This is a genomic window from Enterococcus sp. LJL98 (genome assembly GCF_054871745.1).
The window spans coordinates 25,027-39,889 of the sequence record NZ_JBTXLU010000015.1 but is presented as its reverse complement, the minus strand read 5'-3'; the positions used below and the strand labels follow the sequence as shown (position 1 = coordinate 39,889).

General features: G+C 42.2%; 18 protein-coding genes. 5 read left to right on the top strand and 13 right to left on the bottom strand.

Going from position 1 to position 14,863, the window contains the following annotated elements:
* Window positions 1–4 precede the first annotated feature (4 nt).
* On the top strand, window positions 5–601 hold the full coding sequence (nrdG, locus tag ACYSNO_RS11500; protein WP_461731222.1) for an anaerobic ribonucleoside-triphosphate reductase activating protein: 597 nt from the start codon (window positions 5–7) through the stop codon (window positions 599–601).
* A gap of 55 nt (window positions 602–656) precedes the next feature.
* On the opposite strand, the gene ACYSNO_RS11495 is transcribed toward nrdG, so the two are convergent.
* The 12 genes from ACYSNO_RS11495 to dnaX form a co-directional block, all read right to left on the bottom strand.
* Entirely contained in the window at window positions 657–1,190 is a 534-nt protein-coding gene (locus ACYSNO_RS11495) for an HAD-IIIA family hydrolase (RefSeq protein WP_461731221.1), read from the bottom strand.
* 63 nt (window positions 1,191–1,253) lie between these two features.
* On the bottom strand, window positions 1,254–2,366 hold the full coding sequence (gene dinB, locus ACYSNO_RS11490; protein WP_461731220.1) for a DNA polymerase IV: 1,113 nt from the start codon (window positions 2,364–2,366) through the stop codon (window positions 1,254–1,256).
* A gap of 175 nt (window positions 2,367–2,541) precedes the next feature.
* Window positions 2,542–2,856, bottom strand: coding sequence for a hypothetical protein (locus tag ACYSNO_RS11485; protein WP_461731219.1), 315 nt, complete (start codon window positions 2,854–2,856; stop codon window positions 2,542–2,544).
* Between the two features lie 135 nt (window positions 2,857–2,991).
* Complete coding sequence (gene rsmI, locus ACYSNO_RS11480) at window positions 2,992–3,852, bottom strand: 16S rRNA (cytidine(1402)-2'-O)-methyltransferase (RefSeq protein ID WP_461731218.1); 861 nt, start codon at window positions 3,850–3,852, stop codon at window positions 2,992–2,994.
* Between the two features lie 63 nt (window positions 3,853–3,915).
* Complete coding sequence (locus ACYSNO_RS11475) at window positions 3,916–4,266, bottom strand: DNA replication initiation control protein YabA (RefSeq protein WP_461731243.1); 351 nt, start codon at window positions 4,264–4,266, stop codon at window positions 3,916–3,918.
* Window positions 4,259–5,089: a PSP1 domain-containing protein gene (locus ACYSNO_RS11470; RefSeq protein WP_461731217.1), complete on the bottom strand. Its 831-nt coding sequence runs from the start codon at window positions 5,087–5,089 to the stop codon at window positions 4,259–4,261. Before ACYSNO_RS11470 ends, ACYSNO_RS11475 begins: the two co-directional genes overlap by 8 nt.
* Before the next feature lie 25 nt (window positions 5,090–5,114).
* Complete coding sequence (gene holB, locus ACYSNO_RS11465; RefSeq protein WP_461731216.1) at window positions 5,115–6,053, bottom strand: DNA polymerase III subunit delta'; 939 nt, start codon at window positions 6,051–6,053, stop codon at window positions 5,115–5,117.
* A 15-nt stretch (window positions 6,054–6,068) separates the two neighbouring features.
* A complete protein-coding gene (locus ACYSNO_RS11460) occupies window positions 6,069–6,398 on the bottom strand; it encodes a cyclic-di-AMP receptor (RefSeq protein ID WP_461731215.1) in 330 nt (109 codons plus the stop codon).
* Window positions 6,395–7,051, bottom strand: a complete 657-nt coding sequence (tmk, locus tag ACYSNO_RS11455) for a dTMP kinase (protein WP_461731214.1) — start codon at window positions 7,049–7,051, stop codon at window positions 6,395–6,397. Before tmk ends, ACYSNO_RS11460 begins: the two co-directional genes overlap by 4 nt.
* A gap of 42 nt (window positions 7,052–7,093) precedes the next feature.
* On the bottom strand, window positions 7,094–7,690 hold the full coding sequence (recR, locus tag ACYSNO_RS11450) for a recombination mediator RecR (RefSeq protein WP_461731213.1): 597 nt from the start codon (window positions 7,688–7,690) through the stop codon (window positions 7,094–7,096).
* A 21-nt stretch (window positions 7,691–7,711) separates the two neighbouring features.
* On the bottom strand, window positions 7,712–8,026 hold the full coding sequence (locus ACYSNO_RS11445) for a YbaB/EbfC family nucleoid-associated protein (protein ID WP_461731212.1): 315 nt from the start codon (window positions 8,024–8,026) through the stop codon (window positions 7,712–7,714).
* A 23-nt stretch (window positions 8,027–8,049) separates the two neighbouring features.
* Entirely contained in the window at window positions 8,050–9,804 is a 1,755-nt protein-coding gene (dnaX, locus tag ACYSNO_RS11440) for a DNA polymerase III subunit gamma/tau (protein ID WP_461731211.1), read from the bottom strand.
* Window positions 9,805–9,988: 184 nt separating this feature from the next.
* Here dnaX and ACYSNO_RS11435 point away from each other — a divergent pair, with 184 nt between their 5' ends.
* The 4 genes from ACYSNO_RS11435 (at window position 9,989) to ACYSNO_RS11420 (ending at window position 14,296) form a co-directional block, all read left to right on the top strand.
* Window positions 9,989–11,227 (top strand): SPFH domain-containing protein, encoded by a 1,239-nt coding sequence (locus ACYSNO_RS11435; RefSeq protein WP_461731210.1) that lies wholly within the window; start codon window positions 9,989–9,991, stop codon window positions 11,225–11,227.
* Window positions 11,228–11,239: 12 nt separating this feature from the next.
* Window positions 11,240–12,322 (top strand): TFIIB-type zinc ribbon-containing protein, encoded by a 1,083-nt coding sequence (locus tag ACYSNO_RS11430; protein ID WP_461731209.1) that lies wholly within the window; start codon window positions 11,240–11,242, stop codon window positions 12,320–12,322.
* Window positions 12,319–13,140, top strand: a complete 822-nt coding sequence (locus ACYSNO_RS11425; protein ID WP_461731208.1) for a TPM domain-containing protein — start codon at window positions 12,319–12,321, stop codon at window positions 13,138–13,140. Before ACYSNO_RS11430 ends, ACYSNO_RS11425 begins: the two co-directional genes overlap by 4 nt.
* 136 nt (window positions 13,141–13,276) lie before the next feature.
* Window positions 13,277–14,296 carry a branched-chain amino acid aminotransferase gene (locus tag ACYSNO_RS11420; RefSeq protein ID WP_461731207.1) on the top strand — a complete coding sequence of 340 codons (1,020 nt, stop codon included), beginning with the start codon at window positions 13,277–13,279 and terminating at the stop codon, window positions 14,294–14,296.
* A gap of 181 nt (window positions 14,297–14,477) precedes the next feature.
* Here the strand turns inward: ACYSNO_RS11420 and rplL are convergent, their stop codons facing one another.
* Window positions 14,478–14,843 (bottom strand): 50S ribosomal protein L7/L12, encoded by a 366-nt coding sequence (gene rplL, locus ACYSNO_RS11415; protein ID WP_461731206.1) that lies wholly within the window; start codon window positions 14,841–14,843, stop codon window positions 14,478–14,480.
* Window positions 14,844–14,863 lie beyond the last annotated feature (20 nt).

Below are 14,863 nucleotides of genomic sequence, written 5' to 3'. Positions count from 1 at the left end.
CGAAGTGAGAAATCCCCAACCAAAAGAGTGGCTAGCAGAAGAATACAGTCAAAACTACATCGCTGATTATAAAGCTTTTAACTTTGTTGACGGGGAAGGTGTGCGCAATAGTTTGTACGTAAGTGGTTGTCTCTTTGCTTGTGAAGGTTGTTTTAATAAAGCAGTGCAAAACTTCCGTTACGGGACCCCTTATACCAAAGCCTTAGAAGACCAAATTATCGAAGATTTGGCCCATCCTTCTGTTCAAGGCCTGACATTACTTGGTGGCGAACCTTTTCTAAATACAGAAGTTTGTTTGACGGTTGTTAAAAGAGTCAAAGAGACCTTTGGAGAAACAAAGGATATCTGGAGCTGGTCAGGCTATACCTTTGAAGAACTTCTCTTAGAATCCGAAGACAAACTCGCTTTGCTTGCCTCAATTGATATCTTAGTCGATGGCCGTTTTGAATTAAGTAAAAAAGATTTAAATTTGCAATTTCGTGGAAGTAGCAACCAGCGGATTATCGATGTCAAAAAATCCTTGACGGCGCAAAAAGCCATTCTTTGGGATAAATGCCGCGATGGCGAACAATCATTTGATCAAATCAAAAAATCAATTTAAAGAAACGGGGCTGCGAAAAAATCGCAGCCCCGTTTGGGTTCTTTCTTTCTCTTTCCTACTTGGCAACAATCGACTCAATTGCAGCCAGACAATCGCTTGCTAGCTGCATCGATGGTGTCTGTAACCAAATTTCTACTTGTTCTTCACCCGTTCGAACCAAGACGCTTTTCATTTGTGCATTTTGAGCCAAACCGAAGTCATTGGTCACTGAATCGCCCACAATGTAACATTGCTCCCGGTCAAGCTCATGTTGAAGCAAGGCTGCTTCGACAAAGAAAGCTTGTGGTTTCTTACAATGACAACCATCTTCTCGACGATGCGGACACGTGTAGACAGCCGTTACTTCTGCCTGGGCTTTCGACAATTGTTCCAATAGGCCTTCTAAGGCTCGTTGATAGTCTTCAATCGTCATTCGACCATGAGCAATCTGACTTTGATTGGTGATGATTAGATTGAGATAACCGTGACTTTGAGCGAGCTTTAAGGCTGGAATCGCTTCTTCAAAAAAAGAAAAACCTTGACTGATCAAAGTGTGGCTCTCCCCACCTAAAGTTCCTAATAAATCCCAAAAAATAGCTTTCTTTTTCATGATTGAATGCCACCTTTCATTCTTTTTTTTTGAGCGAATTCTCTCTGACTCAAACAGCCAGAACTAGGTCTCCCATAAAGGCAAGACGATGTTTTCATAAGTCAAGGGATCCAAATTGGTTATCATAATCCCTAATAACCGAATGCCCTGTTCAAAGCCAATGATTTCTTCCCAAATTTGTGTACTTTGGAAAAAGATTGCTTCCTTTTCAGAAAGATAATCAGGCAACGTTACACGCCGGGTCAGCGTCGTAAAATCATCGTAACGAACTTTTAACACGACTGTTTTCCCATGTTTTTGATGACGTTTTAAGGCCTTCTCCACTTCTTCCGAAAGTTGTCTTAATTGTCGTAAAACCTCCGCTTCAGTCACGAGAGCGGTGCCATATGTATGTTCTTTTCCAATGGATTTTCGTTCCCTTGAAATTTCTACGGGTGCATTATGAATGCCACGTACTTTTCGATAGAAGGAATAGCCTCTTTTTCCAAAACGTTGAATCAGTTCCATTTCTTTTTTCTCATATAGGTCTCGCCCTGTATAAATGCCAAATTCATGCATCTTAGGCAACGTTTTTTTCCCGACGCCATGAAATTTTTCAATCGGTAAAGGAAATAAAAAGGCTAAGGCATCTTCTGGGGTCACAACCGTTAAGCCTCTAGGTTTTTGAAAATCCGAAGCGAGTTTCGCCAAAAACTTATTATAACTTACCCCCGCCGAGCAAGTCAGGTGGAGTTCTTGCCAAATATCTTGCTGAATCAACTTCGCCACTTTAATGGCTGAGCGGCTGCCTATTTTATTCTCGGTGACATCTAAGTAAGCTTCATCAATTGATACCGGCTCAATGATATCCGTGTAACGATGGAAAATTTTTCGGACCTCTTGAGAGATTTTTTGATATTTTTCATAGCTCCCCGGAATAAAAACGGCCTGAGGACAAAGTTCATACGCTTTTTGCGCACTCATCGCTGAATGAATCCCATATTGTCTAGCTAAGTAGTTTGCCGTCGTTACGACTCCTCGACCTTTGGTATCATTGGGGTGACGAGCAATCACGAGCGGAGCCTTAGCCAGTTCAGGATTGTCTCTTTCTTCCACAGAAGCAAAAAAAGCATCCATATCGATATGGATAATTTTTCTTGACGTATCATTTTTTAAAGGAAATGCCATCACCGTCATCTTGCTCACCTCACCGTCATTATAACCCAAACAGACGTTCTTATGCAAGATTCATTCACCGAGTGCGCGTCCTTACTTCGGCCACAAGAGGCCCGTTAATAAGCCTGCCAAAAATAATAACAGCCACGGCCAGATTTTTCTTTTTTCATGCTTCTTCTCCTTCCAAAGTCGGCGTTTACTGCTCACGCTCTGAAAAATACGTATCGATCATCGTTTTGATTTGATCGACTTCTTTCGTCAAAAAGAGGATACTCGGAAGACGGATTTCAGGGATTTGATGTTCGTTTAAAATCGGCGGAAAACGGTCTGGGACAATGAAGGCATCAACGGTTTGTTCTTTTGCAGCAGCCTCCCAATGAAAGGTCACCTCGTAGGTCTTCCCTAAGGCTTGCTTCAAGGCCTTTTCGAGCGGTTTCGTTGTCGGTAATCCATTCACATACATCACACTTAATAATTGATACGTATACAAAACAAAAGCAATTTTTTTCATTTTTTTCCACGCCCTTTTCTTCTCATTTTACGCTTTCCCTGATCAAAGCGCAAACCCTTTCATTTTTACTTACAAATAAGGTTACGCCAAACAAGCAGAAAATCAACGCTTTTCTGCTTGTTTGGCAACGCTCCTTTAAATCCCATGATATTCATTATAAACCACTTGCTTTTTCAATTGATTGCGCTTGGCAACTTCCTTAATGCTTTCGTTGGGCTTTTTTCCTTCATGAATCAAGGCTTCGACTTGTTCTTTCAAACTGCGGGAATCAACGACGACTTCCGCGACGGTCGCATCCCCTGCGACAAGAAGACAACATTCACCTTTGATTGGTTGTTGCGCTAAGTAATTGTCCAACTCTGCTAAAGTGCCACGTAAATACTCTTCATGTAGTTTTGTCAATTCGCGACAAATGACTGCTTGGCGAGTTGCACCAAACACTTCCATCATCGCTTGAATCGTCTTTTGAATGCGATGGGGCGACTCGTAAAAAATCGTTGTGGCAGACGAGTCCTTAAATTCTTGTAAGACTTCTTGTTGCTCTTTTTTCTTTCTAGGTAAAAAACCATAAAAAGTATGGGGCTGTGGTGTTAGACCAGAAGCGATCAAGGCTGTTAGTCCCGCTGTCGGTCCCGGTAAGGCCACGACCTTGATGTCTGCTGCCAGACAAGCCAACACCAATTCGTGTCCCGGATCACTAATGGAAGGCATGCCGGCATCACTCACTTGTGCAATGGCGTGGCCTTGTTCTAACAAGGTGATTAATTGAGGAATGCGTTCTTTGTAGTTGTGTTCATGAAAACTTTTTTGAGGCGTCGAAATATCAAAATGATTTAACAATTTTTGCGTATTTCTAGTGTCCTCACTGGCAATTAAATGCACTTCTTTCAACGTACGCACACTGCGAAAGGTCATATCTTCTAGGTTACCAATCGGGGTCGGTACTAGATAGAGAATACCCGACTCAACCCCTTTAAAACTCATTTGTACTTGCATTTTTTCCCACCTCTTAAAAAAAGACTGGTGACCATCAAATGACACCAGTCTGACTTTCATCTGTTAGGACATCCCGCTTTCACGGTAAATCACCTCTAAACAAAAAGCACAAGGCTCGTCGTTTTCGCGACGTGAACCGTAAAGGTCATAACAAACGTGAAAGCCTTCTTCGTAAATTTTTTCTAAATTTAAACGTGACTTAGAAAGCTCTTGCTTTACTTTGCCACTGGCCGTTTGCGCGGGTTGATCGATTTCTCTTAAATGTTGACGCAAACGTTGATTTTCCATTTCCAAGGTCGTATTTTTTTCAACGACTTCTTGTAAAGCGGATTTCATCTCAGCCATTTTCTTTAGCAATCCTTGTAATTCAGATTCGAATTCATTCAAACCATCGTATAAGGAACGTTTATCCATGGACATGTTTGCCACCTGCTTTTGCAACTTTTTCAACTTCATCCGCATCGTATTCAACAGGGACTTCTTTCCCTACTAGACGAACCTTTAAGACGCGACTAAGTAAATTTAAGCCAACAATGCGCCCTCGACCGTCTGGCGTCATCACTTCCGTCCCGTAATCAGGCAACTCACGTTTAGCGACTTCATATTCATCGTTTTCATATTTTAAACAACACATCAAGCGGCCACATAGCCCTGAAATTTTTGTCGGATTTAAGGAAAGTCCTTGATCTTTGGCCATTTTAATCGAAACTGGAACAAAATCGCCCAGAAAGGTCGAACAACAAAGCTGGCGACCACAAGGACCAATCCCGCCTAGAATCTTGGCTTCATCGCGCACGCCAATTTGACGCAATTCAATTCGTGTTCGGAAAATTCCCGCTAAATCTTTCACGAGCTCACGAAAATCAATTCGTCCATCGGCTGTAAACTGAAAAATCATTTTACTACGATCAAAAGTATACTCGACATCAACGAGCTTCATCGCCAAGCCATGTGCTCGAATTTTTTGTTTAGCCACTTGTAAGGCGTCTTTGGCATCTTGTTGATTGCGCTTCTCTTGTTCCATTTCTTTTTCAGAGGCTAAATGTAAAACCGGTCGCAAGGCATCCGGTAAATCTTCTTCGGCCATTTCTTTATTAGGAATCGCCACTTGGGCCATGTATTTTGCTTGTTGAGATTCAACCAATACGTAATCGTCGTATTTGAATTGCGTCTTGCCGGGAGAAAAATAGTAAATATGACCCGCTCTACGGTAACGCACACCTATGACTTCAACCATCGCTTTTCCTCCTATTCGCTGACTCTTATTCTTTGAAAAGTATTCTCAAGGTCAACTGCTCCGCGACTCCTTGGAACGGCACGTTCGCTGCTAATTTCTGCTGCGCTTTTAAGATTAATTCCAACTCACGGTTCACTTGAACGCCAGATACTTGATGTTGTAGCATTTGGTTTCTTTCGTTTTGGAAATAAAACAACAACATGGAAAAAAGGTCCTGTTGCTGTTGCTTTTCTTTCGCAACGGCTAAGATGCTCTTTTGCACATAAATAAATGCTTGTGGGTCCTTCTTTTTCAAGTAAGAAAACCACTGTTCAATTACATCCTTAGCACCATTAAACCATTCATCTTGAGAGATTTCAACTGCTTTTCGATAACTATTTGTCAGATGCGCAAGGAGGTTGGCACTTTGTTCATTGATCCCAGTCGCTTGCAAATTTTTCGTTAATGCCATTTTATTTAATGGTTTAAAGTGAATGATTTGACAACGCGATTGAATCGTCGGCAACACTCTTCCTAAACTTTCCACTTCTAAAATGGCCAACATCTGCCCGTCTGGTTCTTCTAAAAACTTTAACAAACTGTTGGCAGCACTGTTATTCATCGTATCCGCTTGCTGGATGATAAAAATTTGCATCCCTTTTTCAAACCCTTTTTTTGAAAAATCATTTTGTAACTGGCGAATTTGATCAACTTTAATCGATTGGCCATCCGGTGCAATCACGCGAACGTTCGGGTGCTCCCCTAGACGAATTCGTTTACAATTCACACATTCTCCACAAGGCGCTTGCTCAATGACTTGTTGACAAAAAAGGCGCTGTGCAAACCATAAGCTGAGTTGGTGTTTCCCTGTCCCTTTATCCCCTTCAAAAAGATAAGCATGGGCAATCCGCCCATGCTCGACATTTTTTTTCATTAGAGAAAAGACATAGGTTTGATTCGTTGCTAAAAAATCTTGCTCAACCATTTCTCTCCCCCTCAATTAATATTGATGGAAACCATCAATTGGCAGCACAAAAACCGTCGCGCCACCCACTTCAACTTCTACCGGATAAGGGACTTGTCCATCCATTGAAATATCCAAGGACATGGAACTAGACAAGTATTGTTTTCTCGATTGACACGTCTTCTTAATTAAATCCAACGTTTCTTGCACACGATTTTCTTCAACCCCGATTAAAAAAGTACTGTTTCCAGCTTTTAAGAAACCACCAGTGGAAGGGAGTCTTGTTGCTCGAAGATTCGCATCAATAAATTCATTTGCTAAACGGTTACTATCTTTGTCTTGAATAATTGCCATTACTAATTTCATTCGGGTCCATCTCCTTTAAAATAATCTGGGTAACTTTCAATAATCGCTGTAAAACTTTCATCGACGACTTCTTGCAATCCTTTACGCGCATCAATTCGATGCATACGTGTCGGATGGTCTTCTAATAATTTCAAATAGGCGTGGCGAACACGTTGGTGGAATTCTAAGCCTTCTGAATCAAGGCGATCAATCTGATGGCTACGATTTTGTTGGATTCGTCGTAAACCGGTATCCGAATCGACATCCAAATATAAAGTAAAGTGAGGCGTCGTTCCCTCTGTCGCAAAAGCATTTAACTGAGCGATTTCTGCCATCCCAATTCGACGACCTGCCCCTTGATAAGCGAGCGAACTATCGACAAACCGATCACAAATGACGATTTTCCCTTCATTTAAAGCAGGTAAAATCACTTCAACAAGATGTTGACGGCGTGCAGCGGCATACAGTAACGCCTCTGTTCGTTCATCCATTTCACCGTTTCGTGGATCTAAAATAATTTGACGGATTTTTTCTGCAATCCGTACGCCACCAGGTTCCCTCGTCTTAATGATTCCTTTCTTCGCAATCATTTGCAAACGTGGATATAGTTCATTAATGACACTTGTTTTTCCTGCGCCATCGGGTCCTTCAATTGTTATAAAAATTCCACTCACGATAAATTCCTCCACCTAATCCTTCATTTTCATTCACAACAATTAAAGTTCTCGACGACCTTCAACTGCTTTTAATAATGTTACTTCATCCGCGTATTCAATGTCGCTTCCCACCGATAAACCATGCGCCAAACGTGTGACTTTAATGCCCGCTGGTTTTATCAAGCGCGAAAGATACATGGCGGTTGCTTCCCCTTCAGTCGTTGCATTCGTAGCGATAATCACTTCTTTTACGGTTTCATTGTGCAAACGACTAATTAAGCTGGATAGATTAATATCTTCTGGTCCCGTTCCTTCCATGGGAGAAAGCACACCATGTAACACATGATACAACCCGTGATATTCGCGTACTTTTTCTAAAGCCATCACATCTTTAGGTTCTTCGACCACTAAAATGGTACTTTGATCTCTTGTTTGATCGCGACAAATACTGCACGGGTCTTCTTCGGTTAAATTGCCACAAATTTGACAAAAACTTAAATCTCGCTTAGCACTCAACAAAGATTTCGCAAATTCGTTCACCACTTCGTCTTTCATCTCAATCGTATAAAAGGCCAGACGCGTGGCGGTTTTTTGGCCAATACCTGGTAAATTCATATAACTTGCGATTAATCTTGCAATCGGCTCAGGATACTGCACAGTTTATTCCCCTTACTCTTATTAAAATCCGGGTAGCCCTTTGGTATATTTCCCCATAACGGCTTCGGTTTCTTTTTCAATTTTTTGAATCACGTCATTTACGGCCATCGTAACTAAATCTTGTAACATTTCTGGATCTTCTGGATCGATAATCGCCGGATCAATGACCACGTCTTTGACCGTCTTATCTCCCATGCCATAAACTTTTACGTAGCCATTGGTAGATTCACCAACAAATTCACGCTCATTTAATGCTTCTTGCGCTTTGACCATCTCTTTTTGCATTTTTTGTACTTGTTTCATCATGCCTTGCATATTTCCCATGCCTCGCATCATTTGCTATCGCTCCATTTCTTTCATTAAACTTCTTCTTCAACAATTGTCGCGAGTTCGCCAAAAAGTTCTTGTGCTTTCTCAACGACGAGTGCTTGTTGTTTTTGCTGTTCCTCTTGTTTCATTATACCATTTTCTGCCTCGCTTGGTTCAATCGCTTCAATTTCATCTGTCTGCGTCTGATGGCCATTCACAAATTCTTGGCGTAATTCCCCCCAATTTTCAAGCGGGATAAAGACCACTTCAGGTGCGTAGTTTTGAATTAAATTACTCAGGTGATTATGAATGGAAAGTGCTAATTCCGTATCATTGGCTGCTCGTTGACAAATAATTTCATACTCAAAGGCAATCACTAAGCCTTCCGGACTGGCTGCTTTGGGTTCACTGGAACGCAACATGGCCTTATGGGTGACGGGTAGCAAACCAAGCAATTCTTCCCAAGCAAATTTGACTTGTTCCAAATTGGTTCTTGTGGCAGCTCGTAACACACGAAAGACTTTCTCACGCGGCAAACGGTATGGATTGGCTGACGGTTTGACTCGTTTGGCTACTTGTTCGCTGGCTTGAACGCTTGTTTGCGCAAGACCCGTTTGTTGTAAATTTTTCACTTCTTGTTGCAACTGCTTTAAAGCAGCCTTGAGTTGTTGGAGTTCCGCCTGATCAACAGCTGGCGCTTCGTTTGGTTGTCCGCTTGGTAGTCCTTGCGGCTGACTCAGTTTGACCATGGCAACTTCCAAATAAATTTTAGGATTGGTCGTTAAACGAACTTCGTTTTGCGTCGCGTTTAATACTTCAATCCATTGATAAATTTGATTGGCGGGTATTTTTTCCGCCAGCGCTTTAAAAGCTGCCGTCAAGGTACTTGCTTTGTCCGCTAATAACTGAGGGGCTTGTTGGTAAATCAACAAATCACGACAGTAAGAAAGCAAATTTTCAAGCAAGCGGCGAGCTTCTTTCCCAGCCGCTAACAGTGCTTCTAGCTGCTGCAAAGCTAAGGCCGCTTCTTGTTGTTGCCAAGCGTCAACTAATTGATCCATCCGTTCAAAGGTTAAACTCCCCGTCACTTCAAAGGCATCTTCTAGGGTGATTTGTCCCTCACTAAAAGAAATCGCCTGATCCAAAATACTTAGTGCATCACGCATGCCCCCTTGGGCCGCTTGGGCAATCACTTGCAAGGCCGCTTCCTCATAGGCAATTTGATTGACCGTTAAAATATGAGCTAAGTGCCCAATGATATCGGCTGTTTGAATTCGTTTAAAATCAAATCGTTGCGTTCTTGAAATAATCGTCGCTGGGATCTTGTGTGGCTCTGTTGTTGCTAAAATAAAAATGACATTTTTTTTCGGTTCTTCTAACGTTTTTAACAAAGCATTAAAAGCACCCGTCGAAAGCATGTGTACTTCATCAATAATGTAAATTTTATAAGTTGCTTGCGTTGGTGCATAGTTGGCCCGCTCACGAATAAAACGGATTTCCTCCACGCCATTATTACTGGCTGCATCAATTTCAATCACATCTTCTTGTCTTCCTGCAGTAATTGAATGGCAAATTTCACACTCATTACAAGGTTCGCCCGCTTGCTTATTCGGACAGTTAATTGCCTTGGCAAAAATTTTAGCGGCACTCGTTTTTCCGGTCCCCCGAGGGCCTGTAAATAAATAAGCGTGGGATATTTGATTTTGCACAATTGCATTTTTCAATGTCTGGGTAATCGCTTTTTGACCAACAATATCTTCAAATCGTTGCGAACGCCAGACACGATATAAGGCTTGATAAGCCATCTTCATCCACCTCATTTTTTAGTCACTAACTTCTATTATACGAAAAAAAACAGAAAAAAACCACAGCTTGCAAGAAAGTATTCGATTTTCTCCAACTTAGGTCGGATACAAAAAACAAAAGAACTTATGGTATAATTTTATTATCATCATATTTTCATCATACAATACGAACGGAGGATGCAACATGGGATTAATAAAAGCAGCAACAAGTACAATCGGTGGTGGCTTGGCCGATCAATGGCTAGAAGTCATTGAACCAGATGAAATGAGTGATACCACTGTTTTTACCAAAGGTGTCAAAGTCCGAAAAAACAGCAAGCGAGGATCCAATCGTAAGGGAACCGACGATGTCATTACAGATGGTTCCGTTGTGCATGTTTATCCGAACATGATGATGTTGTTAGTCGATGGTGGGAAAATTATTGATTATACGGCAGAAGCTGGCTACTACACGATCAAAAATGACCTTGCGCCTTCGATGCTAAATGGTTCGATGAAAGCAGCGATCGCAGAGTCTTTCGACCGATTTAAGTTTGGTGGGGTCACACCACAAAAGCAACAAGTCTTTTATGTTAATTTACAAGAAATTAAAGGGATTCGTTTTGGAACGTCTTCTCCTTTAAATTATTTTGATAACTTTTACAACGCGGAACTTTTCTTACGTGCACACGGTAACTACTCGATTCAAATTACCGATCCGATTCTCTTTTATACCAACGCGATTCCTAAGAATAAGGACCGCGTGGAAATAAATGAAATCAACGAACAGTACTTAGCGGAATTTTTGACGGCTTTACAAACGACGATTAATCAAATGTCAGCAAATGGCGAACGGATTTCTTATGTGCCTTCAAAAAGCATGGAGCTCAGTCAGTATATGGCAAACGTACTCGATCAAAGTTGGAACCAACTCCGCGGTATGGAGATTGTTTCGGTGGCCGTGGCTAGCATTTCTTATACGGATGATTCAACAAAACTAATCAATATGCGCAATCAAGGAGCGATGCTTGGTGACCCTTCGATTCGTGAAGGATTCGTACAAGGCGCTGTTGCGAAAGGCATGGAAGCGGCCGGGAGCAACCCTGCCGGAGCAACGACCGGTTTCATGGGCGTTGGTATGGGGATGAACGCTGCCGGTGGTTTCTTCCAACAAGCTTCACAAAATAACCAACAGCAAATGCAACAACAACAAGCACAGTCACAGCAGGCAAATCAATGGACTTGTCCGCAATGTGGAACGACGAATACGGGGAATTTTTGTAGCCAATGTGGGACAGCAAAACCACAGGCGGCCGCAGCGAATCCTGTGAGTATTCAGCTAAAATGCCATGCTTGCGGGAAACCAGTCGAACTTTCAACTGGCGTGCCGAAGTTTTGTCCAGAATGCGGCCAGCCCTTCCAAGGAGTCCCGCTCGATCAATAAAGGAGGATTTTTATGGAAATCATTACACATAAATGTCCCAACTGTGGGGGCGCCTTAACGTTTGACCCCAGCGACCAAAAATTCCATTGCCCCTACTGCGGCAGTATCTTTACGGAAGAAGAAGTGACGGCTTTTGAGGCCAAACAAAAAGAAGCAACTTTACAAACAAGCACTGAACCGTTCGTTGAAGAACGACCGGATTCACCACCTGAGCATACGATGAGTCTCTTTTTATGCCCCAGTTGCGGTGCTGAAATTGTCACAGATGAAACAACGGCAGCGACTTACTGTTATTTTTGCCACAATCCAGTTGTCTTATCGGGTCGTTTAAGTGGGGACTTTCTACCAAACAAGGTCTTGCCTTTTACGATTGAAAAAGAAGAAGCGATTCAACAATTTCTTGCTTGGACAAAGAAAAAGTGGTTCGTCCCTCCTTACTTTTTTGACCAAAAGCAAATTGAAAAACTTACGGGCGTCTACTTCCCTTATTGGGTCGTGAACGCCAAAGGTTCTGGCGAGCTTTCTGGTACAGGAACTTCCATTCGTGTTTGGCGCGTAGGTGAAATTGAGTATACAGAGACCAAACAATTCTCGGTCCATCGCCAAGGAAAAGTCCAATTTCGAAACTTAGTGAAAAACGCCCTTTCGAAAAACACCCAACAAAAAATGGTGGAAAGTGTCCAACCTTTTCCAATTGAAAAGGCTATTGATTTTAAAAATCAGTATTTGGCGGGCTTCCAAGCAGAAAAACGCGACATCGAATATCAAGACCTACAGGCGAAAGTGCAAGGGGAACTCAATGACTACGGCGAAACACTTTTGCGAAATTCCGTGAATGGCTACACCAGCTTTCGCAAATCAAACAGCCAGCTCTCTTTCGATCAAGTGGAGAAGGAATACATGCTTTTACCCGTTTGGTTAGTGACTTATCGAAACAAACGAGCAGCCGACAAGACCTTCTACTATGCCATGAACGGCCAGACAGGCAAAGTAAGTGGGATTTTACCAATTAGCTACAAACGCTTAGGGCTTGTTACCGGTGGAATTTTTCTAGTAATTGCGACACTCCTGATGATTGGAGGGTACTTTTTATGAGACACAAAAAATTTTTCTTCAGTCTATTCCTCTTTCTCAGCTTTTTTCTAAGTCACTTAACGAATGTTCCCGTTTGGGCAGACAGTCCTACGGTGACCGACGAAGCCGGGCTCTTTACTGCCGAAGAAAGAGACGAATTAACCCGTCTGGCTCAAGAAATCAATCAGGCAATTAAAGGGGAGATTTTTATTACCACGCAAATTGCCAATGAGACAGACCCTGAAACTTTTTCAGATAATTTTTTGAGAGACCGAATCGGCAATGACCAGAACGGTTCGGTGCTGTTGCTCGATATGACTCAACGCGAAATTTATATTTCGACATCGGGCAATATGATTGATTACTTAGATGATGCCCGAATTGAGACGCTTTTAGATGCCGTTTACGATGGCATGGCGAGTGGCGATTACCTGCAAGCCGCTCAAAGCTATTTAAGTTTAACCAAAGAGTATGTCGCCAAAGGAGTGCCTAGAGGGCATTACCGGGTCGACCGGGAGACAGGAAAAATTACCTATTATAAAGTCTTAACCTTAGGTGAAATGCTTTTCGCTTTAGCGATTGCGCTGGTTATTAGCGCGGGTTTCTTTATCGTTATCAAATCACGCTACCAATTAAAACGTGGTACCTATACCTATCCTTTTTTAGAACAATCTTCCTTTCAGTTGAAAAAGAAAGAGGACCACTTAACGAATTCTTTTGTCACTACACGTCGAATTCCAAAGCCTTCGTCCAATAGCGGCGGCGGTTCTGGTGGCGGTGGCAGTACCACCCACTCAAGCGGTGGCGGTTCATTTGGCGGAGGCGGTCGTAGTTTTTAGCTTTCCAAAATCAATGAAGCAAAGAAACGGTGAATCAATCATCGTTTCTTTGCTTTTTTCATTAATTATCAGAAAATAATGACAATAACTTTCATTAATGCTATACTAGTAAAAATTAAAAAAAGGTTGTGACACAATGAAAAATAAATTAGATTGGCAGACGCTTGGTTTTAGCTATATTAAAACTCCGTGGCGCTATCTTGCCAAATGGAAAAATGGTGCTTGGGAAACAGGCCACTTAACGGAAGAAAACCAACTAACAATCAGTGAAGCATCTACGGCTTTACATTACGGACAACAATGTTTCGAAGGGTTAAAAGCATATCGCCGAAAAGATGGCGGTATCAACTTATTTCGCCCTGATGAAAATAGCAAACGACTCAATCGTAGCGCGCAGCGTTTATACATGCCTGAAGTGCCAGAAGAAATGTTTATTGACGCGATAAAACAAGTGGTCAAGGCCAATGAAGCGTATGTTCCACCTTACGGGAGCGGCGGAACACTTTACATTCGCCCGCTACTCATTGGTGTCGGTGACATGATCGGCGTTCAACCGGCACCAGAATATCTCTTCACCGTTTTTTGCATGCCGGTAGGACCTTATTTCAAAGGTGGGTTGACACCTACGAACTTCATCGTTTCTGATTATGACCGCGCGGCACCTAATGGTACGGGCGCAATTAAAGTCGGTGGAAATTATGCGGCCAGCTTACTTCCTGGAAAGGAAGCGCACGCGAAAAATTTCTCCGATTGTATCTATCTTGATCCCCAAACGCATACAAAGATTGAGGAAGTCGGTTCGGCAAACTTCTTTGGTATTACCGCCGAAAATGAATTTATCACACCAATCTCGCCATCAATCTTACCAAGCATTACGAAGTATTCGTTACTTTACTTGGCCCAACATCGCTTAGGACTCAAAGCAATTGAAGGAGACGTCTTAATCGATGAATTGGACCGTTTTACAGAAGCAGGTGCTTGTGGAACGGCGGCGGTTATTTCACCGATTGGTGGCATTCAAATTGGCGAAGATTTTCACGTATTCTACAGCGAAACTGAAGTTGGTCCAATCACGAAACAATTATATGATGAACTAACCGGTATTCAATTTGGCGAGAAAGAAGCGCCTGAAAACTGGATTGTCCAAGTCCTTTAAGTTGTTAAAATACGCACAGAGGCTGTGACAGCTATCACAGCCCCTGTGCGTATTTTACGAACGCTTGACGGATAAACGAGCCTAAAAATCGACTCTTTCGGAAATTTCACGAAAATAGAGACAAAAAAAGCTAGTAGACTTGATTGCTCAAGTTTCCTAGCTTTCAAAATATTCAAAAGAATTATTTTACAGTTACAGATGCGCCAACTTCTTCTAAAGCTGCTTTTAATGCTTCAGCGTCTTCTTTAGAGATGTTTTCTTTAATAGGAGCAGGAGCGCCGTCTACTAAACCTTTTGCTTCTTTTAGACCTAAACCAGTTGCTTCACGAACTGCTTTGATTACTTTCACTTTTTGGTCGCCAGCAGCTGTTAATTCAACAGTGAATTCTGTTTGCTCTTCAGCAGCAGCGCCACCAGCAGCAGCTACAGCTACAGGAGCAGCAGCAGATACGCCAAACTCTTCTTCGATTGCTTTTACTAAGTCATTTAATTCTAAGATTGTTGCGCCTTTTAGCTCTTCAACAATGTTTTCAATGTTTAATGCCATTTTAATTTCCTCCATTTAAT

Excerpts from the sequence above, each read along its gene's own strand:
- ACYSNO_RS11445 (WP_461731212.1), bottom strand. The coding sequence starts at position 8,026 with ATGATGCGAGGCATGGGAAATATGCAAGGCATGATGAAACAAGTACAA.
- ACYSNO_RS11470 (WP_461731217.1), bottom strand. The coding sequence starts at position 5,089 with ATGGTTGAAGTCATAGGTGTGCGTTACCGTAGAGCGGGTCATATTTAC.
- ACYSNO_RS11485 (WP_461731219.1), bottom strand. The coding sequence starts at position 2,856 with ATGAAAAAAATTGCTTTTGTTTTGTATACGTATCAATTATTAAGTGTG.
- ACYSNO_RS11425 (WP_461731208.1), top strand. The coding sequence starts at position 12,319 with ATGAGACACAAAAAATTTTTCTTCAGTCTATTCCTCTTTCTCAGCTTT.
- ACYSNO_RS11460 (WP_461731215.1), bottom strand. The coding sequence starts at position 6,398 with ATGAAATTAGTAATGGCAATTATTCAAGACAAAGATAGTAACCGTTTA.
- ACYSNO_RS11475 (WP_461731243.1), bottom strand. The coding sequence starts at position 4,266 with ATGGATAAACGTTCCTTATACGATGGTTTGAATGAATTCGAATCTGAA.
- dnaX (WP_461731211.1), bottom strand. The coding sequence starts at position 9,804 with ATGGCTTATCAAGCCTTATATCGTGTCTGGCGTTCGCAACGATTTGAA.
- rplL (WP_461731206.1), bottom strand. The coding sequence starts at position 14,843 with ATGGCATTAAACATTGAAAACATTGTTGAAGAGCTAAAAGGCGCAACA.
- ACYSNO_RS11495 (WP_461731221.1), bottom strand. The coding sequence starts at position 1,190 with ATGAAAAAGAAAGCTATTTTTTGGGATTTATTAGGAACTTTAGGTGGG.
- dinB (WP_461731220.1), bottom strand. The coding sequence starts at position 2,366 with ATGACGGTGATGGCATTTCCTTTAAAAAATGATACGTCAAGAAAAATT.
- rsmI (WP_461731218.1), bottom strand. The coding sequence starts at position 3,852 with ATGCAAGTACAAATGAGTTTTAAAGGGGTTGAGTCGGGTATTCTCTAT.
- ACYSNO_RS11430 (WP_461731209.1), top strand. The coding sequence starts at position 11,240 with ATGGAAATCATTACACATAAATGTCCCAACTGTGGGGGCGCCTTAACG.
- ACYSNO_RS11420 (WP_461731207.1), top strand. The coding sequence starts at position 13,277 with ATGAAAAATAAATTAGATTGGCAGACGCTTGGTTTTAGCTATATTAAA.
- holB (WP_461731216.1), bottom strand. The coding sequence starts at position 6,053 with ATGGTTGAGCAAGATTTTTTAGCAACGAATCAAACCTATGTCTTTTCT.
- ACYSNO_RS11435 (WP_461731210.1), top strand. The coding sequence starts at position 9,989 with ATGGGATTAATAAAAGCAGCAACAAGTACAATCGGTGGTGGCTTGGCC.